The 25,966-nt window shown below is 32.4% G+C and carries 24 protein-coding genes; all 24 read left to right on the forward strand.

Going from position 1 to position 25,966, the window contains the following annotated elements; genetic code table 11:
* The first annotated feature begins 153 nt into the window (after window positions 1-153).
* The 24 genes from THEYE_RS02315 to THEYE_RS02430 all read left to right on the forward strand — a co-directional run bounded on the left by THEYE_RS02315 (window position 154) and on the right by THEYE_RS02430 (window position 25,940).
* Window positions 154-372 carry a type II toxin-antitoxin system HicB family antitoxin gene (locus THEYE_RS02315; RefSeq protein WP_012546684.1) on the forward strand — a complete coding sequence of 73 codons (219 nt, stop codon included), beginning with the start codon at window positions 154-156 and terminating at the stop codon, window positions 370-372.
* Complete coding sequence (locus THEYE_RS02320) at window positions 373-591, forward strand: type II toxin-antitoxin system HicA family toxin (RefSeq protein ID WP_164924812.1); 219 nt, start codon at window positions 373-375, stop codon at window positions 589-591.
* Entirely contained in the window at window positions 588-1,574 is a 987-nt protein-coding gene (gene galE / locus THEYE_RS02325; RefSeq protein ID WP_012544967.1) for a UDP-glucose 4-epimerase GalE, read from the forward strand. The genes THEYE_RS02320 and galE overlap by 4 nt, the downstream gene beginning before the upstream one ends.
* 361 nt (window positions 1,575-1,935) lie before the next feature.
* Complete coding sequence (gmd, locus tag THEYE_RS02330) at window positions 1,936-3,090, forward strand: GDP-mannose 4,6-dehydratase (protein WP_012546080.1); 1,155 nt, start codon at window positions 1,936-1,938, stop codon at window positions 3,088-3,090.
* 571 nt (window positions 3,091-3,661) lie between these two features.
* Window positions 3,662-4,861, forward strand: coding sequence for a GDP-L-fucose synthase family protein (locus THEYE_RS02335; protein ID WP_012544929.1), 1,200 nt, complete (start codon window positions 3,662-3,664; stop codon window positions 4,859-4,861).
* 215 nt (window positions 4,862-5,076) lie between these two features.
* Window positions 5,077-6,024 (forward strand): UDP-glucuronic acid decarboxylase family protein, encoded by a 948-nt coding sequence (locus THEYE_RS02340; protein WP_012545566.1) that lies wholly within the window; start codon window positions 5,077-5,079, stop codon window positions 6,022-6,024.
* Between the two features lie 4 nt (window positions 6,025-6,028).
* Entirely contained in the window at window positions 6,029-7,099 is a 1,071-nt protein-coding gene (locus THEYE_RS02345) for an NAD-dependent epimerase/dehydratase family protein (protein ID WP_012546142.1), read from the forward strand.
* Between the two features lie 17 nt (window positions 7,100-7,116).
* A complete protein-coding gene (locus THEYE_RS02350; RefSeq protein ID WP_012545331.1) occupies window positions 7,117-8,178 on the forward strand; it encodes an NAD-dependent epimerase/dehydratase family protein in 1,062 nt (353 codons plus the stop codon).
* 74 nt (window positions 8,179-8,252) lie between these two features.
* Window positions 8,253-9,623 carry a lipopolysaccharide biosynthesis protein gene (locus tag THEYE_RS02355; protein WP_164924813.1) on the forward strand — a complete coding sequence of 457 codons (1,371 nt, stop codon included), beginning with the start codon at window positions 8,253-8,255 and terminating at the stop codon, window positions 9,621-9,623.
* Window positions 9,610-10,212 (forward strand): adenylyl-sulfate kinase, encoded by a 603-nt coding sequence (cysC, locus tag THEYE_RS02360; RefSeq protein ID WP_012546131.1) that lies wholly within the window; start codon window positions 9,610-9,612, stop codon window positions 10,210-10,212. The genes THEYE_RS02355 and cysC overlap by 14 nt, the downstream gene beginning before the upstream one ends.
* Window positions 10,209-11,279: a sulfotransferase gene (locus THEYE_RS02365; RefSeq protein WP_012546686.1), complete on the forward strand. Its 1,071-nt coding sequence runs from the start codon at window positions 10,209-10,211 to the stop codon at window positions 11,277-11,279. The genes cysC and THEYE_RS02365 overlap by 4 nt, the downstream gene beginning before the upstream one ends.
* Before the next feature lie 13 nt (window positions 11,280-11,292).
* A complete protein-coding gene (locus THEYE_RS02370) occupies window positions 11,293-12,582 on the forward strand; it encodes a glycosyltransferase family 4 protein (RefSeq protein ID WP_012545904.1) in 1,290 nt (429 codons plus the stop codon).
* A gap of 10 nt (window positions 12,583-12,592) precedes the next feature.
* A complete protein-coding gene (locus THEYE_RS02375) occupies window positions 12,593-13,630 on the forward strand; it encodes an N-acetylneuraminate synthase family protein (RefSeq protein ID WP_012546727.1) in 1,038 nt (345 codons plus the stop codon).
* Window positions 13,630-14,775 carry a UDP-N-acetylglucosamine 2-epimerase gene (neuC, locus tag THEYE_RS02380; RefSeq protein ID WP_012545909.1) on the forward strand — a complete coding sequence of 382 codons (1,146 nt, stop codon included), beginning with the start codon at window positions 13,630-13,632 and terminating at the stop codon, window positions 14,773-14,775. The genes THEYE_RS02375 and neuC overlap by 1 nt, the downstream gene beginning before the upstream one ends.
* 11 nt (window positions 14,776-14,786) lie before the next feature.
* Entirely contained in the window at window positions 14,787-15,152 is a 366-nt protein-coding gene (locus THEYE_RS02385) for a CBS domain-containing protein (RefSeq protein ID WP_012545353.1), read from the forward strand.
* Complete coding sequence (locus THEYE_RS02390; protein WP_012545779.1) at window positions 15,142-15,837, forward strand: acylneuraminate cytidylyltransferase family protein; 696 nt, start codon at window positions 15,142-15,144, stop codon at window positions 15,835-15,837. Before THEYE_RS02385 ends, THEYE_RS02390 begins: the two co-directional genes overlap by 11 nt.
* The gene (locus THEYE_RS02395; protein WP_012546167.1) at window positions 15,818-17,479 is read left to right on the forward strand and encodes a capsular polysaccharide export protein, LipB/KpsS family; all 1,662 of its coding nucleotides are present in this window, start codon (window positions 15,818-15,820) and stop codon (window positions 17,477-17,479) included. Before THEYE_RS02390 ends, THEYE_RS02395 begins: the two co-directional genes overlap by 20 nt.
* Complete coding sequence (asnB, locus tag THEYE_RS02400) at window positions 17,479-19,305, forward strand: asparagine synthase (glutamine-hydrolyzing) (protein WP_012545305.1); 1,827 nt, start codon at window positions 17,479-17,481, stop codon at window positions 19,303-19,305. The genes THEYE_RS02395 and asnB overlap by 1 nt, the downstream gene beginning before the upstream one ends.
* A 1-nt stretch (window position 19,306) precedes the next feature.
* Window positions 19,307-20,053, forward strand: coding sequence for a class I SAM-dependent methyltransferase (locus THEYE_RS02405; RefSeq protein WP_012545512.1), 747 nt, complete (start codon window positions 19,307-19,309; stop codon window positions 20,051-20,053).
* A gap of 521 nt (window positions 20,054-20,574) precedes the next feature.
* Window positions 20,575-21,309, forward strand: a complete 735-nt coding sequence (locus THEYE_RS02410) for a glycosyltransferase (protein WP_164924814.1) — start codon at window positions 20,575-20,577, stop codon at window positions 21,307-21,309.
* Window positions 21,290-22,243 (forward strand): glycosyltransferase family 2 protein, encoded by a 954-nt coding sequence (locus THEYE_RS02415; RefSeq protein ID WP_012545486.1) that lies wholly within the window; start codon window positions 21,290-21,292, stop codon window positions 22,241-22,243. The genes THEYE_RS02410 and THEYE_RS02415 overlap by 20 nt, the downstream gene beginning before the upstream one ends.
* Window positions 22,244-22,757: 514 nt before the next feature.
* Complete coding sequence (locus THEYE_RS02420; protein ID WP_164924815.1) at window positions 22,758-23,678, forward strand: hypothetical protein; 921 nt, start codon at window positions 22,758-22,760, stop codon at window positions 23,676-23,678.
* Window positions 23,651-25,450 carry a putative glycosyltransferase family protein gene (locus THEYE_RS02425; RefSeq protein ID WP_012545800.1) on the forward strand — a complete coding sequence of 600 codons (1,800 nt, stop codon included), beginning with the start codon at window positions 23,651-23,653 and terminating at the stop codon, window positions 25,448-25,450. Before THEYE_RS02420 ends, THEYE_RS02425 begins: the two co-directional genes overlap by 28 nt.
* The gene (locus THEYE_RS02430; RefSeq protein ID WP_012546689.1) at window positions 25,440-25,940 is read left to right on the forward strand and encodes a class I SAM-dependent methyltransferase; all 501 of its coding nucleotides are present in this window, start codon (window positions 25,440-25,442) and stop codon (window positions 25,938-25,940) included. The genes THEYE_RS02425 and THEYE_RS02430 overlap by 11 nt, the downstream gene beginning before the upstream one ends.
* Window positions 25,941-25,966: the final 26 nt, after the last annotated feature.

Consider the following 25,966-nt stretch of genomic DNA (forward strand, 5'->3'; position numbering starts at 1 on the left):
CTTTGTTACGGCTTGTGCAAAAAAGTGTCATTCCGAAAGGCTTGATGCCCTGAGGAATCTCTGCCATGAGAAAAGAGAATTTTGGGTTAAATAAGCCTAAAAATAAGATTAGAAATGCTAATTTTCATGATAAAATAAAAACGAGGAGATAAAATGAGATTTAAAGTGGTGATAATATATGATCCAGAATACGATGGCTATGTTGTTGATGTTCCAGAGCTTGTAGGATGCATGAGTCAGGGGAAAACAATAGATGAAGCTCTTGAGAATATAAAAGATGCAATTAGAGGATGGATAGAAGTAGAAAAAAAACACGGAAGATTTGACATTTTTGAAGAAAAGGAAGTGTTTCTTGGCGAGGTTACTGTTTAATTGGGGGCTTTGTCCAATATCTCAGGCAAAGAAGCAGTAAGAATTTTTCAAAAATTTGGTTATATACTTGATCATCAAACTGAAAGTCATATGATTCTTTATCACGAATCAAGGCCAACGCTTTCAATTCCAAATCATAAAGAATTAGCTCCAGGACTGTTAAGAGCTTTAATTAGAAAAAGCGGATTAACAGTGGAAGAATTTTTAAAGAACAAATGAACTCAAAGATTAAAATCCTTGTCACAGGTGGAGCAGGGTATATAGGAAGCCATGTAGTGAAGGCACTTGGTGAGAGAGGCTATCAGGTGCTCACCTATGACAATCTCTCATACGGATGCAGAGATTCAGTGCTTTATGGAGACCTTGTAGTTGCTGATTTGGCAGATAAAGAAAAGTTGAGGAGAGTATTTGAAGAATTCAAACCCGATGCGGTGATACACTTTGCTGCCTCAATAGTAGTGCCAGAGTCTGTGAGAGAGCCAATTAAATATTACAGAAATAACTTCTGCAACACTCTGAATCTCATTGAGGCATGCATAGAGCAAGGTGTGAAAAACTTTCTCTTCTCATCCTCTGCTGCTGTTTACGGTATACCTGAAAAGTCTCCTGTTGATGAGACTGCGTCACTCGCTCCTATAAATCCCTACGGAAGGACAAAAGCAATGGTAGAGCATTTACTTGCTGACCTCTCTCAGGCAGAGGATTTCAGATATGTATCCCTTCGTTATTTTAACGTTGCAGGAGCGGACATTAGCGGAAGATTAGGGCAGAGAAGGCCAGATGCAACCCATCTTATCACGCTCGCTGTAAAAACTGCACTCGGTAAAAGACCCTTTCTTGAAATATATGGCACTGATTATCCTACAAGAGACGGAACATGTATCAGAGACTACATCCACGTAGATGACCTTGCAGAGGCACACTTATTGGCTTTGGAGTATTTGATACAGAATGGCAAAAGCGATATCTTCAACTGTGGATACGGTCATGGATACTCTGTTAGGGAAGTAGTGGATGCTACAAAGAGAGTTTCAGGCGTTGATTTCAAAGTAATAGAGACTACCCGTAGAGAAGGAGACCCTCCTGAACTTGTGGCAGACAACAGAAAGATAAAAAATACTCTTTGCTGGATGCCTAAATACGACGATATTCAATACATAGTAAAAACAGCCCTTGAATGGGAAAGAAAGCTGCCAAGATAAAAAGTCTTCCTTTGTCAGCCCGAGCGTTAGCGAGGGATCTCAGTAAAGGATGAGATTCCTCGTCGATTACGCTTCTCGGAATGACAAGTAAAGAAAGTCTCGGAAGGACAGGAATAGAGAAATGATAGTAATGGAGAAAAGTGAAGGCGCCCCTATTCTGTCACCCTGAGGCGAACCGAAGGGTCTCCTCCTTTTTAAAAAAAAAGATGAGATTCCTCGCTTCGCTTCGCTACTTTCGGAATGACAAAAAGAGTGTTCAGATTGATATAAAGATAGGCGGAATGATAAGAAGAGGAACAGAATGACAAAGAGGAAAGTCTCAGAGTTAAAAAAGTTAAATTATTACATGGGTGGATGATAGATGAAAAAAGCACTTATCACAGGCATCACAGGTCAGGACGGAAGCTATCTTGCAGAGTTTTTACTTTCAAAGGGCTATGAAGTTCATGGACTTATAAGAAGAGCAAGCACCTTCAACACCCAGCGGATAGACCATATATACATTGATCCTCACATGCCTGAAGCAAGACTTTTTCTTCATTATGGAGACCTTTCTGATTCGGGACAGCTCGTGCATATTATATACAACATTCAACCCGATGAGATATATCATCTCGGAGCTCAAAGTCATGTGCGTGTGAGCTTTGACATGCCTGAGTATACTGGAGACATTACTGCCCTTGGCACAACAAGGCTTCTTGAGGCAGTAAGGAGGAGTGGCATAAAGACACGCTTTTATCAAGCATCATCCTCCGAGATGTTTGGAGCATCTCCTCCACCTCAGAATGAAAAAACACTCTTTTATCCAAGAAGCCCCTATGCAGCTGCAAAAGTATATGCCTACTGGGTCACAGTAAACTACAGAGAGGCCTATGGACTATTTGCTTGTAATGGCATACTTTTCAACCATGAAAGTCCCCGAAGAGGTGAGACCTTTGTAACACGAAAGATTACCCGTGCCCTTGCCCATATCCTTGCAGGCAAACAGAAAAAACTCTATCTTGGAAACCTAAATGCCAAACGTGACTGGGGATTTGCTCCCGAGTATGTGGAGATGATGTGGCTAATGCTTCAGGCAGATGAACCTGATGACTATGTTGTTGGCACAGGCGAAAGCCACTCGGTAAGAGAGTTTGTTGAAAAGGCATTCTCTTATGCGGGAATTGAGATTGAATGGAAAGGCTCAGGAACAGATGAAAAAGGTATAGTTTCTTCCTTAAAGGAAAACTTGGACATTGAACAGAGAATCTTGAACACAGGAGATGTCGTCATTGAAATAGACCCTCGATATTTCCGTCCAACGGAAGTTGAGCATCTTGAGGCAGATATAACAAAGGCAAAAAATAAACTTGGCTGGCAACCAAGGACAACTTTTGATGAGCTTGTAAAGATAATGGTTGACTATGACATGAAGTTTACAGGACTTAAACCCATAGGTGAAGGAATCAAAACATGCATGGAAAAAGGCTTTTGCTACACAAATCATGAGTATTCAAAAGAAAGAATTAGATATTAAAATTAACTCAATGGTGGACATTACTTCTAAGCATATCTTTCAACTTGAGCATTTCTGTAACCCTGAGCGTCTCTTCCACCCTGAGAATAACTGTTACCCTGAGCATCTTTGTCATCCTGAGTATCACTGTCACCCCGAGCGTAAGCGAGGGGTCTCCTCCGTTTCTTTCATTCCAAGCATTCTTAATAGACGCGAAGAATTCGCCTTTAAGGGTCATCCAGAGGGCAAAGCCCGAGGGATCTCCTCCTTTAGAAAAACAGAGGAGATTCCTCGCAAACCCTTCGCCTATGGCTCAGGGCTCGCTTCGCTCGGCTCGGAATTACATTCCTATTCTGTCACCCCGAGCGAAAGCGAAGGGTCTACTCCTTTGGAGGCGAGGAGATTCCTCACTCCGCTTCGCTTCGTTCGGAATGACAGGGAATAATTAGGGTTTACTTGTCTTTGGTAAATATTATAAGTTTTAAACATCGGCATGAAAGAAATTTATACAGCTTCATAGGTATGTTAAGTAGTTTTTTATTTAGCATATTATGCGGAATTATTGTAAAAGAAATCTTACAGAATATTTAAGATGAACAAAGGCAGTAAAATAGCAGTTCTTGGTGTGAGCGGGCTTGTGGGAAGTGCCCTTGTGAGGAAACTTCTTGAGAGAGGCTACGAAAAAGTTATTGGCACATACAAAAGCAGGAAGCCAAATTTTGAGGACATTCAATTATTTCAGGTTGACCTGACCAATCAATCAGAAACAGAAACTTTCTTTGCGGAACAAGCTCCCGAGTATGTCTTTCTTGCTGCTGCAAAAGTGGGTGGAATACTTGCAAACAATACCTACAAAGCAGAATTTATTTACGAAAACATGGCAATAGCTCTAAATGTGATCCACAGTGCTTACAAATATGGAGTAAATAAGCTTCTTAATCTTGGCTCCTCCTGCATCTATCCAAAACACGCGCCTCAACCCTTGAAAGAAGAATATCTGCTTACAGCTCCTCTTGAACCCACAAACGAACCTTATGCAATAGCAAAGATAGCAGCGATAAAACTCTGTCGTTACTACAACGAACAGTATGGCACAAATTTTTTATCTGTTATGCCCACAAACCTTTACGGACCTAATGATAACTTCAACTTAGAAACTTCCCATGTTCTGCCTGCTCTTATCAGAAAATTCCATCTTGCAAAGCTTCTTGAAGAGGGAGATATTGAAGGGATAAAAAGAGACTTTCAAAAATATCCCATAGGCTTTGGACTTGATGAAAAATTAGACCTCTCAGACAAAAGCTTAATCTCTCAAATCCTCAACCATTTAGGCATAAAGTTTTCTAATTCAGCTAACAACTTTGAAAACCGAACCTTTAAAAATGTCATAGTCACCATGTGGGGCGCAGGCAAAGTATATCGTGAATTCCTTCATGTTGATGACCTTGCCGATGCCTGTGTATTTTTAATGGAGAATGTTGATGCTTGGAGCTTATCTCCTTATCATCCAAAAATTAAGATTGAACATAGAGCCTTTAACCTCGAACCAATGCTTCCTGATTATCTTATAAATATCGGAACAGGAGAAGACCTCACAATTGATGAACTTGCTCATACAATAAAGAACATAGTCGGATTCAGAGGCGATATTAATTATGATACATCTAATCCTGACGGAACTCCGAGAAAGCTTCTTGATGTCTCAAATATTAAAAGACTTGGTTGGAGTTACAAAATAGGGCTAAAAGACGGAATCAAGAGAGTCTATGAGTGGTATAAAGACAACTTATAATTTTAGTTGTCACTTTGAGGGGAAAAGGTCCCGAAGAGTCTCCTCTGTATAGGCAGGAGATTCCTCGCAGACCCCTCGCCTGCGGCTCAGGGCTTGCTTCGCTCGGCTCGGAATGACAGATGGAGGTAATTGAAAAATAGGATCGATTGTAGTTTATTGCTTTTCAATAAATTACAAGTTTTTGAACAGTCTCATTATAAAAATTAGAGGTGACTATGAGCAACTATTTCACTAAACGAATCTTAATTACAGGCGGGGCAGGATTTATAGGGTCTCACTTATGTGAAAAACTTCTCAGTGAAGGGCATGAAGTACTTTGTGTTGATAATTTTTACACAGGGAAAAGAGCTAATATTGCTCATCTTTTATCCAATCCTAACTTTGAAATATTACGTCATGATATAACTTTCTCCCTTTATGTAGAGGTAGATGAAATTTATCATCTTGCATGTCCTGCGTCTCCTGTGCATTATCAATTTGATCCTGTCCAGACAATAAAAACAGCAGTGCATGGAAGCATAAACATGCTTGGGCTGGCAAAGAGAACAAAAGCAAAAATATTACTTGCTTCAACAAGTGAAGTTTATGGAGACCCTACAGTACATCCTCAACAAGAAACATACTGGGGAAATGTAAATCCCATTGGTCCGAGAGCCTGTTATGATGAAGGGAAAAGATGTGCCGAGACTCTATTTTTTGATTATCATAGACAGCATAAAGTTAGAATTAAAATTGCCAGAATTTTTAATACTTATGGTCCGAGAATGCATCCTAATGATGGGAGGGTAGTAAGTAACTTTATTATTCAGGCTTTAAAGGGAGAAGACATAACCATATATGGAGATGGAAGTCAAACAAGAAGTTTTTGTTATATTGATGACATGATTGAAGGTCTGATAAAACTAATGAATTCAGAAAATGATTTTACAGGTCCTGTGAATTTAGGAAATCCTTTTGAAATATCAATTCTTGAGCTTGCAAAAAAAATAATAGAATTAACAGGTTCAAAATCAAAAATTGTATTTAAGCCATTACCTGACGATGATCCGAAGAGAAGACAGCCTGATATTACACTGGCTAAACAAAAGCTTAACTGGCAACCATTTACACTTTTAGAAGAAGGGCTTTTAAAAACTATAGAATATTTCCGAAAAATACTATAATTCGATGCAATATAAAACAATTTTAATAACAGGTGGAGCTGGTTTTGTAGGCTCTAACCTTGCCATTAAATTCAAAGAAAGATATTCCGATATAAAAGTTATAGCATTGGATAATCTCAGAAGACGTGGCTCAGAACTCAATCTTGTACGATTAAAAAGATATGGAGTTGAGTTTATTCATGGTGATATTAGAAATAGAGAAGACTTGGAAAGCATTGGTTACTTTGATTTAATGATAGAATGTTCAGCTGAGCCATCAGTGCTTTCAGGATATAATGAATCACCAGAGTATCTTATTAACACCAATTTAATCGGAACTATAAACTGTCTTGAAATGTTAAGAAAAAATAAAGCTGATATAATTTTTCTGTCAACCAGCCGTGTATATCCGATCAAGACACTTAATTCGCTTGAATATGAAGAATTAGAAACACGTTTTGAATTGAAACTATATCAGTCTATTAAAGGAGTTTCTCAAAAAGGGATAACAGAAGAATTTCCATTAAATGGTATTCGTTCTCTTTATGGAACTACAAAATTAGCATCTGAACTTTTAATTCAAGAATATATTGGTGTCTATGGTATTCGTGGTGTTATTAATCGTTGTGGAGTATTAACAGGTCCGTGGCAGATGGGAAAGGTTGAGCAAGGATTTGTAGTTTTATGGGTGGCGAAGCATATTTATGGAGGTGAATTGTGTTACATAGGATATAAAGGGACTGGTAAACAGGTTAGAGATATTCTGCATATTGATGATCTTTATAACCTGATAGAGAAGCAAATACTCAATATTCATACATATAATGGTCAAATTTTCAATATTGGAGGTGGCAGAAATATTAGTGTGTCACTGAAAGAACTAACCCAGATTTGCCAAGATGTCACGGGTAATAAAATAGAAATTAAATCTATTCCAGATACAAGATTCGCTGATATTCCCTATTATATAACAGATTACACAAAAGCACAGACTGAAATTGGTTGGATACCTAAGTATTCTGTAAGAGAAATAATTGAAGAGATAGCAAGATGGATATATGATAACAAAGAATTATTAAGTCCAATACTTGCATAGAGCATGGAGGGTTATGAATGAACATAGCTTTAATTACAGGTTCTGCAGGGCTAATAGGTTCCGAAAGTGTTAGATTTTTTGCCCAGAAAGGTTTCACTATAGTTGGAATTGACAATGATATGCGAAAAGTTTTTTTTGGTGAGGAGGCTTCCACACGATGGAATCTGGAGAGGTTAAAAGAGGAAGTTCCAGAATACATTCATTATGAAGTAGATATACGAGACCAGCAAAAGATAGAACAGATATTTAAAGAATATAATACTGATATAAAACTTATAGTCCATACAGCAGCTCAACCTTCACATGATTGGGCAGCTAAGGATCCATTTACTGATTTTACTGTAAATGCAAATGGTACTCTGGTTTTGCTGGAAATGACAAGAAGGTATTGCCCAGAAGCTGTATTTATTTTTACATCAACCAATAAAGTTTATGGAGATGCTCCCAATCAGCTTCCTTTAATAGAACTTGACACACGCTGGGAACTTGATAAATCACATCCATATTATGAGTACGGGATAGACGAATCAATGAGTATTGATCAGTCAAAGCACAGTCTTTTTGGAGCTTCAAAAGTAGCTGCAGACATTCTGGTTCAGGAATATGGAAGATATTTTGGTATGAAAACAGTTTGTTTCAGAGGCGGGTGTCTAACAGGACCTAATCACTCAGGAACACAACTTCACGGATTTTTAGCCTATTTAATGAAATGCGCTATAACTGGTGAAAACTATACAGTTTTTGGTTATAAAGGTAAACAGGTAAGGGATAACATTCATAGTTTTGACCTTGTAAATATGTTCTGGCATTTTTATCAGAATCCAAGATGCGGTGAAGTTTATAATGCAGGAGGAAGTAGATATTCCAATTGTTCTATGTTAGAAGCAATTAAAATGTGTGAAGAAATTACAGGCAAAAAACTCAATTGGTCATATACCGATACCAATCGCATTGGTGACCATATCTGGTGGATAAGTGATGTAAGAAAATTTAAGAAACATTATCCTACTTGGGAATTTACCAGAGATATCAAGCAAATATTGATTGAGATTTTTGGAGGTCTTGTTAAAAGGCTTTAAAATAATTCATGAAAAAAAACTTCTTGTATTATTTGTCTCCCTCAGTAGTAATAGGAATATTGAGTACGTTTATAATGGTTCCTGTTACAACCTACTATCTTGAACCAAAAGATTTTGGAATTTTTGCCATTATTAATACTATTGTTATGCCTATAGGACCTCTGTCTTCAACAGGAGTATCGTGGGTTCTGGGAGGAAATTACTATAAAATAAATGAGGAAGAAAGAAAAATATTGCTTTTTAATCTATTGATTCTGGATTTTACTTTTAAGTTTTTCTGGGTTATAGTATTCTGGCTTTTATCTTATTTATTATTGCCAGTTATAATAAAAGATTTTGAACACAGATATATACTATATTTTAAGTTAATATTATTAGCCACTCTATTTACAGCCTTATGGCCTACCATATCTTATTTCATTGTATTACAACAGAAAGGCAGATTGCATGCTATATTTGAAATAATTCCTTGGCTTTGTGGAGCAATAACTACTATTGTTAGCTTGAGCGTTTTTAATTTTTCAACATTAGCATTATTTTTGAATCCTCTGGTGTCAGGTTTGACCTCATTTTTATTAGGTTTATGGTATATTAAAAATTATATAAAACCGATAATTGTAAAGAAGTGGTTAACTGAAATTTTTAAAGTGGGAATACCATCAATTCTAGTAAATTTAGTAGATATACTAACAAGCGTGTTAAGTAGATATTTTATTCAAAAATGGATAAATCTTTCTCAGCTTGGAATATATTCTCATTCCGAGAGTTATAAAACTATATTTACAATGGGCACAAAGGCATTCAGCAGAAGTTTTGTTCCACCATTGCTTGAGGCTTTTTCAAAAAATACAAGCACCGAGAAAATAGAAACACAGTTAAAAAGATGGTATGGACTATTAGGACTTGCAGGAGTTTTTGTGACCTTGTTTTCTTATGAAATAGTCAATATATTAACACATGGAAAATTTGTAAAAGCAGCACCGCTGGTACCAATATGGTTTTTTCTTATTCTTTCGTTTACATATGGAATGCCTGGAACTCAATTTTTGCTTGTTCAAAAAAAAAATCAATTCATGATGTATTCTGGAATAATCACAGGAATGATTTTTATTAGTGTTATTGCATTTTCGGTATATCAGTTTGGTCTATTCGGTGCGGTTATTTCTTTGGTATTGTATAACTTTTGCATTCAGTTAGTGAGAACTATTTACGCAAAGAAACTTGGCAGCAGAAATTTGGGAGAGAAATATTTTGCTTTAGTAACAGTTTTAATGTTTGGAGTTTACTTATTAAATGAATTATTTAAGTTAAGTTTTATCGGTAAAATTTTAGTATTAATCCTATTATATGTCTATATATTTAAACAATTTGGATTAAATGAAATGATATATAAAAAACAAAAAATTTTTTTCATTATTTTAGCAAATAAGAATGAAAAAAAGTAACAATAATCTCACACTTTATAAAGGTTATATTAATAGAGAGGATAGAGAACGTTTACATGGTCATAAATCATTTGTTATCTGGTTTACAGGTCTTCCTGCATCTGGCAAATCAACAATTGCTCACTTGGTTGAAAAAGAATTATATAAAAGAGGATGTTCTACATATGTATTAGACGGTGACAATGTTAGATATGGATTATGTTCAGATCTTGGATTTTCTATTGAAGAAAGGAAAGAAAATATCCGACGAGTTGGGGAGTTAGTAAAATTATTTGTTGATGCCGGGATTATAGTGATTACAAGCTTTATCTCACCTTTTAAAGAAGATAGAGAAAAGGTTCGTTCTCTTTTTAAGGAAGAAGACTTTATTGAAGTATATACAAAATGTCCTGTGGAGACATGTTCTTTACGCGATCAAAAGGGTATTTATAAAAAAGCTATAAAAGGAGAAATAAAAAATTTTACAGGAATATCTGCACCTTATGAGGAACCTGAAAATCCAGAAATTACAATATTTACCGATATTGATAGCCCAATAGAAGCATGTCAAAAAATTTTAAGGTACATTAAAGATAAACTAAAATTATGAAGTATAAAAAAATATTTTTTCACTTTTTATCAAAATATATTCCATCTGCATTAAAACTTAAAATTAAAAATTTTTTATTCTATTTTAAAAAATCATGCGTTACACTTGAAAAGCCTATTTTTATATGGGGCACGGGTCGGAGCGGTACACATCTTTTATATGATTTATTATCGTTACATCCTGATTTATGTTTTGTAAGAACATATAAACGATGGAAAAAAGGATTATGGGGAAGCATGCATTATGGGGATACAACACCAGAAAAATTAAAAGGTTATCCAATACCTGTAGAAGGAATGATATTTAATTGGCAAACAGCTGGCCTTATTCCCATCTTTAAGGGTAAAATGAAGAGAGATCATATTTTGAAAATAAATAAAGATATTGTTATAGAGAACTATAAAACATTATATGTTAAATGGAAATGGTTAAAATGTGACAAGAAATATCGAGTATTAGATAAAACACCTGCATATATAATGATGGTTGAAATAATAAATGAAATATTTCCTGATAGTTATCATATTTTTTGCATAAGGGATCCTCGATCTGTTGTTAACTCAATCCTTAGAATCGCCAGATTTACAGGTAAAGATAACTTTGAAAAAGAATATAAAGATGGATTCTTTGCTAATATGTATCCAGATGGATATGAAAAAATTATCGGGAAATCATTAGTTGAAATTATTTGTTGGCAAGTTGAGAAATTAATTCTTACAGGATTTAGTTATATTAAACTTTTAGATAATAGACTAATTCCATTCAGATATGAAGAATTGTTAAACGATATACATAATTCTTATTTCAATTTGATTAAAAAATTAGAACTTTCTCCATTTTATAAAATAATTGACTTAATTCCTAATAAATTTCCAGACTATAGCCCTGATTGGCCACAGCCATTTGAAAACTTTGATGCAAATGAAAAGATTTGTTTCAATAGTGAGGAATTAAAATTTTTTTCAGAGATACAAAAATTAGCTATATTACTTGGTTATGATAAAAATAAACCCGGTAAAATTATTAAACCGATCAGTAGAGAGTTATATCAAATATCAAATAATTAGAAAAATCAGAAAAATGAATCTCTGTCTAATTACAAATGGTCTTCCAGGACCAGCTTATCATGGTGGTGCAGTTACCTGCTGGGCTATTGTTAAAGCAGCAATCGTAAGGGAACATAGAGTAACTGTATTAAGCCTTTTTGATACATCAGAATTTAATCCATACCTTGAGTCAAAGGATATACAAACCAAAGGTCTTTATGATATCGGAGCTGCCGTAGAATTTGTAAACTTTGACTATATGGGATTGTCAGGATTAAGTAAATCAACGGATTTTAAATCAAAGATTGCACATAGAGTTAAAAGAATTATAAATCCTCCCATGGAGCACTATTTCCCCTGGGCAAAACTTAAAAAGGAAGTTGAGAATAAATTAAGTCAGATTAAACCAGATGCAATATTTGTATATCATTTTGATGCATTGAGTGCAGTTTATAATATTAATACCGCTCCTAAAATGGCAGGGGTTGGTGATTTATGGCATCTACCAGGATATTTTAGATGGAGGATAAAAAAGCCTTCTATAAGAAAATATTTATTAGAGGGTCCATATCAATTAGCATACAGCCTTATTTTTAAAAAGCTCATGTTGCAGATGCTTGCTAATTGTCAAAAAAGAGGTGCTTTTGCTGCTCACTATGCGGAGTGGCTTAGGAAACAAAAAGGTTTTGAAGATTCTTTATATTTGAGGACACCTGTTCATGACCCTGTTGGAAGTAAATGGCGTGAGTTAAGAGATGAATATATAAGTAAAAGAGAAAATAAAAATCCCAAGATCTTAATGATAGGAGATATTACTGGGACAGCAGCCAAATGGGGACTTTGTTTATTTAAAAATGAAGTTCTTCCTGAATTAGAAAAGGAATTCGGCAAAAACGGGTTTGAGATTCATCTTGTAGGAGGAGGACAACTTGATGGGGAGTTTAAAATTTTATGTGAACTTCCATATATAAGGGTTAGAGGGAGGATTGTGCCACCAGATGTAGAATTTTTGAGCTCAGACATTTTGTTTGTGCCTACACCCATAACTTTGGGAATCAGAGTAAGAATTATAACAGGTTTTTCCTATGGTTCCTGTGTTGTAACTCACAAGGCTAATACTGCTGGTATTCCCGAGATTGAACATGATAATAATGCCTTGGTTTCAGACAGTGGAGCAGGATTGGCAAAAGAGATTATTAGAGCATTAAAAGATAAGGAATTAAGGAAAAAACTGGAGCAAAATGCCAGAAAAACATTTGAAAATTACTTTTCTGAAAAAACAGCAGCAGAAAACATTGTTAAAGAAATAGAAAAAATAATTTGAGAGGGAAAAAATGGAAATAACAATAGGTAAAAGAAAAATTGGTTATGAACATCCTGTTTATATTATTGCTGAAGGTTGTGATAATCATCTTGGCAATCTGGATGTTGCAAAGGAGATGGCAAGGCAGGCAAAACTCGCAGGTGCTGATGCCATTAAATTTCAGCATCATATACCTGATGAGGAGATGCTTCCTGATGTCCCTATGTCAGACAATTTCAATATGCCACTTTATGAATTTCTCAAAAAATATGCCTTAACACTTGAACAGCATATAGAATTAAAAAAATACTGTGAATCAATCGGGATACAATATCTATGTACTCCTTTCAGCTGGAAAGCTGCTCAGGAATTAAATGAAATTGGCGTTGAAGCTTTCAAAATTGGTTCTGGGGAAATGACTGACATTCCAACTCTGAAAAAAATGGCTTCTTTTGGTAAACCCATGATAGTCTCTACAGGAATGAGCACTTTTGAAGAAATTGATAGAACTTATAAATTATTGAGAGACATGAATGTTCCTCTGGTGCTTATGCATTGTGTTTCTGAGTATCCACCTGTTTATCATGATATCAATCTGAAAGTTATAAATCAAATGATTGAGCGTTATCCTGAAGCAATTATTGGACATTCTGACCATACACCTGATTTATTTACCTGTTTTGCAGCTGTAGCACTCGGTGCAAAGGTTATTGAAAAACATGTAATCCTTGACAAAAGACAGCCCGGTCCAGACCAATCTGTATCTATTGATTTTTATGAACTGGCAACATTGGTGGAAGGTATTCGTAAGATTGAATCAGCTATGGGTAATGAGAAAATTATACATGAAAGAGAAAAACAAATCAGAAAGTGGGCATTCAGAAGCATAGTATCTTTGAGTGATATTAAAGCAGGGGAAATAATAACAGAAGATATGATATGGTCAAAGAGGCCTGGGACAGGAATTCCTTCATATTTTATGGATAAAATTATCGGAGCAAAAGCTAAGCGATTTATACCTGCAAACACTTTACTCTCATGGGATGATATTGAGATAGAAAAGGAATAATGAAAAAATTGAAATTATTATTTATAACAGGCTCCAGAGGAGAATGGGGATATATAAGGCCGATTTTAAGGCTCTGTAATAAAAGAAAAGATGTGAATTTTTCCCTATGTGTCACCAATATGCATCTTTTACCTGATTTCGGTTTATCCATAAAGGAGATTGAAAGAGACGGATTCCATGTTGATTATAAAATATATATGTCTCTTGATGGATACAATCATTATACAATGGTTAAATCGCTTGGAGTTTTTCTGTCTTCCTTAGCTGATGTAGTGGCAAGCACTAAGCCTGACTGGATTATATTAGCAGGAGATAGAGGGGAGCAACTTATGGGGGCAATTGTAGGAGCATTCTGTTATATACCCGTTGCTCATATACAGGCAGGTGAGCTATCTGGAAATATTGACGGTATGACAAGACACGCTATCGGTAAATATGCTCATCTGCATTTTGCTTCAAATGAAGATGCCGCGGAGAGATTAATAAAATTGGGAGAAGAACCTTTCAGAATACATATTGTTGGAGCGCCTCAACTGGATGAACTGGTGCAGGGTTTATATACTAAAAGAGATAACTTATTTAATAAATATTCGTTAAATTTACAAAATTATCTTTTAGTAATGCTACATCCTGTAACAGAAGAATATCATAAAGCTTCGGAACAGGTGGAAATTTTAATGCGTGCGTTGTCAAAGTTTGATATGCCAAAAATTGTAATTCTTCCCAATAATGATGCTGGTTCGTTAATGATCCGAGAAGGCATAGAAAACAACAGAAAGGGAGATTTTTATGTATTCTCTAATTTAAGTAGGGAAGATTATCTCGGTTTTCTAAAATATTGTAGTGCTATTGTGGGAAATTCAAGTTCAGGTATTTTAGAAGCACCAACCTTTAAAATCCCTGCAGTTAATATCGGAAGAAGGCAACATAAAAGACTAAGAGGAAATAATGTAATAGATGTTGATTTTGAGGAAGAGGCAATTATATCCGCCATAAAAAAAGCAATTTCAAAAGAATTCAGAGAAATGCTGAAAAATAATTGCACCAATCCTTACGGTGACGGTAAATCTTCAGAAAGGATTTTAAATATATTAATCAATATTCCTATTAATGATACCTTGTTAATTAAAAATCTGACATATTAAAGGAGATAATAATGGATAAAGTTACTAAATTCTGTGTTAATGATAAAAATACAATCAAAGAGACAATATCTGTGATTCAAGGAAATTTTTCAAGATGCGTTGTTGTTCTAAATGAAAATAAAAAAGTTGTTGGAGTATTCAGCGAAGGAGATGTTTTAAGAACAATTTTACAGAATATTGATTTACATACCCCGCTGAAAAAGGTTATTAGTCCATCTTTTCTGTATTTAAAAGAAAAAAATATGTCAAAAGCTTATGAACTTATAAAAAAGTATGGGATAACTTTAATTCCCGTAATAGATGATAGTTTCAATCTCAAAGAGGTAATAACGATTTTTGATGTAATGAAGCATCTGGAGTTTATAAATGGAAAATAAGATAGTTGCTATTATTCCTGCCCGTGGTGGTTCTAAAGGAATACCCAAAAAAAATATTGCTTTATTGAAAGGTAAACCCTTGCTGGCATATACAATTGAATCAGCAATTGAATCAATGGTGACAAAAGAGATTTTTGTCAGTACTGATTCTGAAGAAATAGCTGAGATTTCAAAAAAATATGGAAGTAAAGTTATAATGCGTCCTGCAGAACTCTCTCATGATACAGCATCTACTGAATCAGCTTTGATTCATGCTATAGAAACTATCAGACAGGAGTATAATTGGATGCCCGATTATGTTTTAACTCTTCCTCCAACGTCCCCTCTCAGAAGCGCTAAAACAATTAAGGAATTTGTTAAATATTTTTTATCACTTGATGGTAAATATGATGCCATGCTTTCTCTTACTGTTCATAGAGGAGATTTCTGGAAAAAGGATTCTCAAGGAAATTTTGTTAGATTATTTCCTGATGCGCCGAGAAGAAGACAGGATAGAGAGCCACTTTATCTTGAAAATAGTGCCATTTATATAACAAAGACAGAATCTCTGTTAATCACTAATTCCATACTGGGTAAGCATTGCACGGGCTTTATTATAAATGATATTGAAGCTACAGATATCAATGAGCCTATTGATTTGTTGTGGGCGGAATTTTTGATAGAACATGTTTTTAACAAAAAATAAGCCAATGGATTTTAATCTATATTTTAATTTTTTTACAAAAAAAGTTTTTGGACAATATCTTCCAAGATATAAATGGATGAAAGAGGAATATGGCAGGCTCAGGAAACTTTTACCTGAGTTTTTAAAAGAGAGGCTGGTGAAAAATTATGATAAACGAGTGCTTTTTGCCAGCATGGGTTCTTATGATGCCAAAACAGAGGGCATTTATCTTAAAGCTCTGGAAACCATCAGTTATGAACCCTGCGTTATAACAGCCTATGATCCTTATGTTAAAGACATATTCAGCCTCTATGGAATTAAAAATGTCTTTTACTATGAAGATTACCTTAAGAAATATTCTACTGACAGGCTGAAAAAGGAGGCGGAATTTTATTTAAAACATGTTAAGGGAAAAGAAATTTTAAATATTAAAATGGATGGAATAAGTGTGGGAAAGTACGCTGCTTCATCATTCATGAGGATTACAAGAAGTAGCAGTATAAAGATAAATAATGAACAGGATAAACTCATATTAATTAATCAGATGACGAAGTCCTTACAGGCTGCTAAAGCGATAGAGGATATTTTAAAGGATCTTAACCCAGATCTTGTATTAGTTATTGACCGTGGATATACTCCTGTAGGTCAACTCTTTGATGCATGTTTAATTAATGATATTCCTGTAATTACAAGAAATGCATCTCATAAAAGTGGCTTTGAAATTGTTAAAAGGTATTCATCACCTCAGATGAGTCCAGTGCATCCGCAGTCATTATCTTCAGAGTCATGGGAATATATAAAACAAATGGCATGGAATGAAAGCAAATGGCAAATCCTTTACAAAGAACTTTTTGACACTTACAACACTGGAGACTGGTTTGCCGAAGTAGGCACACAATTTGGTAAAAGAATGTATGCGAAAGAAGAACTTTTAGAGAAACTTCAATTAGATGAGCATAAAAAAACTGCTATAATATTCCCTCATATGTTCTGGGATGCCACTTTTTTCTGGGGCGAAGATTTGTTTGAGGACTATTATGACTGGTTTGTTAATGTCTTGAAGGTAGCAGCTAAAAATAAAAATCTAAACTGGATAATAAAGATACATCCTGCAAATGTGGTAAAGGCAAAGAGAGATGATTATAAAGGTGTTCATAAAGAATTGGCAGCTGTGTATGAAACACTTGGTAGTTTGCCTGAGCATATAAAAGTTATTCCCCCCGAAAGTGATATAAATACCTTTAGTTTATTTAGTTTAATGGATTACTGTCTTACTGTTAGAGGCACAATTGGTATAGAAGCCTCCATGATGGGAATAAATACAATAACTGCAGGTACAGGCAGATATGACAGGCTTGGATTTACTCATGATTTTGACTCAAAAGAGGAATATTTGGATTTTGTTAAAAATTTACATGATGTTCCACCAATGAATGAAAAGAGTATAGAACTTGCCCGTCGTTTTGCTTATGGTATTTTCCTATTAAGACCAATACATCTTGATCTTCTGGATTTAAGATACAATCAGGATGAAAAAGGTTCTATGAGATTTAAACCTCTTTTCAAAAATATAGAAGAATTTGAAAGTTCAAAATTTGTTCAAGGTTTGAAAGATTTTGTAATTTCTAAAAAAGAGGATTATTTAGATATGGATAGAATTTAATGTGCGGGATTGTTGGCTTAACAGACAGAGATAACTTCCATCTTCTTTCCAAAATGAATAATATTCTTTTTCATAGAGGACCCGATGATAGTGGTGAATTTATAGATAAAGAAAGCGGTTTCGCTTTTGCTATGAGAAGGCTTGCCATAATAGATATTGAAGGTGGTAAGCAACCTATGAGTAATGAAGATAATAGCCTCTGGGTGATATGCAATGGAGAAATATATAATTCACCAGAATTAAGAAAGAATTTGATAAAGAAAGGACATATTTTTAAAACAAAAAATTCTGATGTGGAAGTGCTATTACATTTATATAAAGAAAAAGGCACGCAGTTATTGCAGGATTTAAATGGCATGTTTGCCTTTGTAATTTATGATAAAAATAAAGGAATTTTATTTGGAGCAAGGGATCGGATAGGCATTAAACCTTTTTATTACTGTTACAAAAATGGAAAATTCGCTTTTTCATCTGAGATGAAAAGCCTACTTATACTTCCGTGGATTTCAAAGGAAATAAATCCTGAAAGCCTTTATCACTATATAAGTCTTCAGTTTGTGCCTGCACCTTACAGTATATTTTTGGATATAAAAAAACTTCCTGCAGGACATTACTTTATATATGACTTGCACAAAAAGGAGTTAATCATAAATAAATACTGGGAACTTAATGTATCTGAACTTGAGAATAAATCTGTTGATGAATGGAAAGAGCTCATAATACAAAAGTTAAAAGAGTCTATTAAAAGATGGACATTAAGCGATGTGCCGATTGCATGTTCACTTTCAGGTGGGCTTGATTCTTCAACAGTTGTTGGAATTCTGGCAAGTGAGGGATTCAGTGATTTAAGAACATATTCTCTCGGATTTAAAAGTATAGAGGAGCAGGAATTTAATGAACTTCCATTGGCAAGAAAAGTTGCTGAAAAGTGGAACACTGATCATCATGAAGTAGTTATTGATGCAAAAAGAATTCTTAATGACTTAGAAAAAATGGTATGGCATCTTGATGAGCCATATGCTGGCGGGTTGCCTTCATGGTATATTTATGAAATTATCGGAGAGGATGTTAAGGTTGCGTTAACTGGCACAGGTGGAGATGAATTATTTGGAAATTATGGTAGATATAAAGTTCATGAAAGAGGTTTATGGTATAAATTTTTAAAAGCTATGAAAGAAAGCATCCTAAATCACAATTTTTCTGAAATAAAAAATGCATTTAGGTATCCAAAGGGATATTTTTACTGGAAATATTTTTCAGATGCTGTGAAGGATAAGATTATATTTAACGATTACAACCAGAAATACAAAACAGAGGCTTATCTTGAAAATATCTGGCATGAATCAGGCACAAAAAATCCTCGTAATGCAGTAGCTTATATTGATTTTAGACTTCAACTGCCAGAGGAATTTTTGCATGTTACAGATCGTTTTTCAATGGCTCATTCTGTTGAAGCTCGGGTTCCTTTTCTGGATCATGAGCTTGTGGAGTTAGTTTTTAAAATGCCTCCTGCTATGCGCACAGGATGGAATGAACCAAAATCTTTTTTTAAAAGCATTATTAAGAATTTATTACCTGAAGAGTTATGGAATGCTCCAAAAAGAGGATTCATATTGCCATTGACTTTATGGACAAGAAAAGACTTAAAATTTTTGATAAAAGAAAGTTTATCTCCTGATTATCTTAAAAAACAAGGAATTTTCTCAGAAAAAGTTTATGATAAAATTGTTAACCCTCATCTTGAAGGTAAAAAAGACTATACACAACAGGTCTGGACCTTTTTGATGTTCCAGATGTGGTATAAAAAGTATGTATTAGGAGATTAAAATGCATGAGATTGAATGGACGGATGAGAAAATAGCTCTAATCTGGAATTATTATGCTAAAAATCCCTCTTATCAGGGTCAGTATTTTAGCTGTCATTCAGGCAGAAATATAATTGAATATGTAAATAAGCATATTAAACTTAAAAATATTAAAACATTTCTTGATTTCGGTTGTGGACCAGGGTATCTCATAGAGCACTTGCTGAAATTTTTAGGCAATAGATGGGGGGGGAAGGTACACGGACTTGATTTTTCAAAAGAATCTATTGAGAAGTTTAGAGAGAAGTTTAGTAGATTTAATAATGTTGCAAATGCGATTTGGGTAAATAAACTACCTTTTCCGATAGAAGATAATTCTATAGATTGCGTCTTTGCAGTAGAGATAATAGAACATCTAAATGATTTATATTTATCGGCCACATTAAATGAAATATACAGAATTTTAAGACCAGGCGGTTATTTAATTATTACAACACCTAACAATGAAGACCTTGAAGCTAATAAAACAATCTGTCCAGAATGCGGTTGTATCTTTCATAGATGGCAACATGTCAGAAGTTGGGATAAAGTTTCTTTAAATATGCTATTAAACCAGCATAATTTTACTGATATAAAAATAAAAGAAGCTTTAATTTATCCTGATAGTTCAAGAAAAATAATTAAAGTTCTTAAGAAAGTTATAAAAGTGCTACTGATGGAGAGAAAAAATATTAATCCAAATAAAATAGTTGCAATTGTTAAAAAATGAATAATTTACGAGTTCTTCATATAAGCACTACTGATAAAAAAGGAGGTTCTGGGCGCTCAGCATATAGAATACATTCTTCTCTCAAAAATTATGGAATTAATTCAGAAATGTTAGTAGGTTATAAATCAATTAATGATCCTGATGCTAACTGTCTCAATAAAAAAATATTAAAATTTACAGATCGTATTTGTAACAAATTTATGAGTTTTTATGGACTGTCAGATATATTTTATCCTTCTTCCTTTTTTTTATTGAGACATCCTTCATTTAAAAAATGTAATATTTTACAACTCTATAATATACACGGTAATTATTTTAGTTTTTTATCGTTACCTTTATTAAGCATTTATAAGCCTATTGTATGGAGATTATCTGATATGTGGCCTTTGACTGGTCACTGTGGTTACAGTTACGAATGTGAAAAATGGAGAAATGGATGTGGAAATTGCCCCTACCTTGATGAATATCCACCTTTAAATAAAGATAAAACCGCTTTTTTATGGAAGTTGAAGAAGTATGTTATGAATAAAATTAAATATATGATAATTGTTGCTCCTTCTTTATGGATAAAAAATTTAGTTCAAGAAAGCCCGATTCTTTGCAAATTTCCAATATTCTATATACCGAATGGAGTTAATACTGAAATTTTTAAAAAACATAATAAAATGAAAATTCGGGAATCTTTGGGGATCAGTCCTAATAAAAAAGTTATATTATTTATAGCAGAGGATTTTTTTAAGGATAAAAGAAAAGGAGGAATATATTTAATTGAAGCCCTCAGGTTATTAGATAGATCTTTTTTAAAAAATTTAGTATTACTCATAATTGGTAAAAATGATGTTAATGATGAAATTATAATACCTGTTGATATAATTAAAACTGGTTCTATTAGTAATGATATACAATTGGCAGAGTTTTATTCCTCTGCAGACCTGATGGTTCTACCAACTCTTGCTGATAACTTGCCTAATACTTTACTTGAAAGCATGTCCTGCGGAACTCCTGTTGTGGCATTTAATAATGGTGGAGTTCCTGAAGTAATAAAACATATGGAAAATGGATATCTTGTTAAAAATAGAGATGTTGAAGAACTTGCAAGAGCTTTGAAATTATTTTTATCAAATGATATTTTTTTAAAAAGTTTGTCCGAAAATTGTAGAAATCATATTTGTAAAAATTTTTCTCAAGATAAAGAAATTAAAAAATATATTGAATTATATTCAGAGTTAATAAAAAATGAAAAATCATTTTATTGATGAATCTGATAAACCTTTGGTTTCAATAATTACACCAACTTACAATCAGGCTAAATTTTTAGCTGAAACGATTGAAAGTGTTCTTAAACAGGACTATAAAAATATTGAATATATAATAATTGATGGTGGTTCTACCGATGGAACGTTAGATATTTTGAAAAAATATAGTGATAAAGTTTTCTGGATTTCAGAAAAGGACAAAGGACAGGTCGATGCAATAAATAAAGGTTTGAAAATTGCAAAGGGTTCTATATTAGCTTACCTTAATTCAGATGATACCTATTATACAGAAAATGCTGTTTCTCTCGCTGTAGAGTACTTAATTAATAATTCTCACATAGGAATCGTATACGGTAAAAGCGTTTATGTAGATGAAAAAGGACAAATAATTGGTTACTATAATTCCTATGAATTTGATTATGAAAAAATATTTAGTGAATGTCTAAACCCCGTTCCTCAGCCTTCAACTTTTATAAAAAGAGAAGTGTTTGAAAAAATAGGTTTTTTTGATGATAAGTTGTGTTATGCAATGGATTTGGATTTTTGGCTCAGAGCAGGATTATTTTTTCAGTTTGGTTATTTACCTGAAATATTATCAACATTCAGGCTTCATTCTGAGTCAAAAAGTGTTGCTTGTATTGCAAAGGCTGCCCCAGAAATAATTTATATATATAAGAAAATTTTTAGAAATCCAAATTTGCCAAATGATTTAAAAAATAAAGAAAAAGAGATTATGGCACGAGTTTATCTATATTCAGCAGAACAATATTTTTCTGGGAATTCTTGGAAAGAAGCAAGAAAAAATTTTATAAAAGCTTTAAGATTAAATGTTAAAGTATTAAAACTCAAACAATATATTAAATTTATATTTTCATTAATGCCAATAATTTTTAAGCCTTTTTGGGGAATAATTAAAAAAACTCATGCTAAGTAAATACCTATATTTTCATCAATTAATAAAAATAATTGTAACATTAATAATTCTTTTAATTTGTTTTATTTTTTGTCTTCAGTATATTTGTGGTGTACCTATAAATGCTAATTTATTAACTTATTTTCTTTTATTCATAATATGCATTTTTACTTACAGATTATCTAAATCTTCCAGAATTTTTTTACAAAACATGATAAATTTATCAGTAGCTTTTTTTATAATTATATTTTTTTTACAAAGGATAATTATTTTAATAATAAATCCTTCTTTTTTTGGATGGGTTCAATACGAAGGATTTAAGACACTTACAATAAATGAATTAAACTGGGCAATTATAACTTATTGTATAATAACAGGAATTTTTGTTATATCAATTAAACTTTTTTCAGAAAATGTAAAATTTTCATCAACACAATTTGTTGATATTTACTTTAAGAGTAGAAAATTGATTTATTTTTTAGCTTATCTTATTCAAATAAGTCTGATATTATTAACAATCAAAATGAATTGGAAAATGGGACAAGAATGGCATTATGGTTGGATTACACGATTACTCCCTGTGAGTATTTTCCCATATATATTTGCCTGTTTTTTAGTAGATTATAGACATCTTCTAAATAAGGCAGAAAAAGGAATAATTATTATTTTCTTTTTACTTAATTATTTATGGGGATTACTTCAAGGAAGCAGGGCAGGAATTTATTTATTAATTTTACTTTTTCTGATTGCGTTTTTAACTAAATATGGAGATTTTAAAATATCTCTTAAAAGCTTGGGCATTTTCTTTTTACTTATTTTATTTATAAGTATACCTTCATGGTTTATTGCTGCAAATATAAGAGGAACAACTTATGAAACAGAGATAATTCCTATTATATCTTCTATTTCACAAAGATTATCAGGTGGAATTGATAATTTTATATTAATAATAAATAATCGTTATTATGAACAATACACGGATATTATTAGCTGGGCTAATATAATAAAATCATCAATTAATGCTTTTGTGCCAGGTAACTTATTTAACATTCCATTTGAAAGTTTGGGGAGTTTTATGAAAATTTTAATATATGGCGATGAGAGTGAAAGAATTCATGGAGAAGGATGGACTGTATCCGCACAATTTTACATAATGACAGATTATTTCGGGATGTATATATTTACATTTTTATGGGCTATGTTATTTGTTAAACTTTTCAAGTTTTTTTCTAATAAAAATTCTTTTTTAAATAGATTGATAAAAATACAACTTTTTAATATTTTTATTTTGAATTTTTGGGACGGACATAATTTAGATGCAATTATTTCAGAAATTATGTATATAGCATTTTACTATATTGCTTTTCACTTATTTTTAAATTTTGTTTATTTTACTATAAAAAATGAAACAAATGGGAAAAAACAATCATGTATAGAAAAATTTCAAGGATCCTGAATTTAAATATTTCTGAAAAGATGAAAGGTTTTTTTATGTGCATATGCCTTTTTATTTTAATGTCTCCTTTTATTTTAATGAAAACTGGAATAGGTGAGGATGATGCAGCAATAATTTTAGCATCTATTAATCTTTCAAAATATGAAATATTCACACCAAATTTATTTAAAAATTTAATAGCTAATCTTTTTAACTATTCTCATGGATGGATGAATTTAGTTTGGTCATATTTCTGGTATTATTTATTAAATTTATTTAATATTCCACTGTATACATGGGTATTTATTTTTCCTTCAACATCATGTATTTTTCTCTCTATGATTGGTATTTATTTTTTTACTTATAATATTACTAAAAATTATAAAATTAGTTTCTTTTCATCATTAATATTTATAACCTTTCCGATTATCCTTGGATTAGCGCGTTCATATACTATTACTATATCCCTCCCTCTTTTTATGCGAACATGGTTTTTACTATCTATAGTTTGGGTATTAAATAATAAAACTAAATTTAATATGGCATTTTGTATGATTCTAATGGGTGCTTTGATTTGTTCAGAAAATGTTTTTTATTTCCCTATTTTTTTAGCAATTGTTTTAATTTTTTTATTTTTTTTACAAAAAAATTTACAAATAGATGATTTAAAGCAAAGCGTTCTTATGTCATTAAAAAATACATTATTATTTTTCAAAAATCCTTTTATAATTATACCTTTTGTTATAATATTTCTTTATGTCATTGCTTTTATTTGTGAAGAGATATTATCAATTCAGAACGGTTTTCTTCGGTATCCTTTTATTAGACATGAGGGGAAGGGAATTGTATTAGGTCTTCCAGAAAACTTTTTAAAACAATTGATATCTCATCTGGGTTATGGAATATTTATCATATTTACATTAATTAGTGTTTATTTATTTTATTTTTTTAAGAAAAAGATTAATTTTAATGGCAAGAGTTATCTTATTATTTTTTTATATACTTGGATGTTTTTAAGTATTTTTCTGATTTTCCTGTATTCCCCTAAAAATAATGCTATGCATTTTATTTCATGGGCAACGCCACCAATGTGCATAATTTTTGCTATAGGTTTTCATTATTTTTTCAATAAAACAAAAAAAATTATGGGCATGTTTATTATAATGATTGTAACATTAAATTTTTTAAGCACTATAAGTATAGTTTTTGATAAACCCTTTGAATTAAATAAAATATATGGCTCTTCTGTCCCATATAATGTTTCTCATACTTTTAAAGCTGTTGGAACAATACTACGCAATGAAAAATATGCTCCAGTAATAGATGATGACCAGACAACAATCAAATTTGATGATTTGATAAAAGGAATCAAATCAAAAATTTCAGACAAAAATAATTCTTTTATTTTTTCAAAAAGAAATTTAATCAAACAAGAGAGAAAAATAGTTTTAGCAGGAATTGTCCCTGGTACGAAAAAATCTCCTTATTTAGCCTTGTTTTACTGGGGAGCAGATGTAGCTCATATACCAGATAATAAAACTCTTGTAATTATTAATATTAAGGAATTTAATGAAAATAAGGAACATAAAATTAATTCCTTAAACTTTGCCAAAGATAATAATTTTAGTATAAAGTATGTTTTATACGATAAAGATGAGCCTGTATGCTGGATGTTTTATAAAAATTATAAAGGTCCTGTTGTGAAATATCAAATAAAAGAATTATGTGATGAATTTGATAAAAAATATGCTTCCATTAAATATATAAAGACACCTTGGGCACATGCTTTGTAAATTTTGTAGTATAAATAAAAGTAAAATTGATCAAATATTAAAGAAATTCCCAAAACGCCGATTGGAGTTACCAGAAAGATACAAAAATATTTATCAGGAATATTATAAAATAAACAGAAATGAAAAATATAACTTGCTCAATCGGGTTAAATTTTATCTCGAAAGAGTAATGCATTATGAAGCGGCTAAAATTCAAGGAGCTAATATATTAGAATTAGGAGCGGGGAATTTAAATCATTTAAATTTTGAAAAGCATTATATAAATTATGATATTATTGAACCAAATAATTTTCTATATAAAAACTCGCCTTTATTGAAAAAAGTAAATAAAGTTTATGGAGATATTTTAGAAGTTCCTATTAATTCTAAATATGATAAAATTATTTCAATTGCTGTTTTGGAACATTTGACTGATTTACCATTAACGTTAGCTTATATTGGCTTGTTAATGAAAAATTCTTCTTCTTTTTATGCGGGAATACCAGCATAGGGAAAATTGTTGTGGAAATTAGCCTG

Source organism: Thermodesulfovibrio yellowstonii DSM 11347 (assembly GCF_000020985.1).
GTDB lineage: Bacteria > Nitrospirota > Thermodesulfovibrionia > Thermodesulfovibrionales > Thermodesulfovibrionaceae > Thermodesulfovibrio > Thermodesulfovibrio yellowstonii.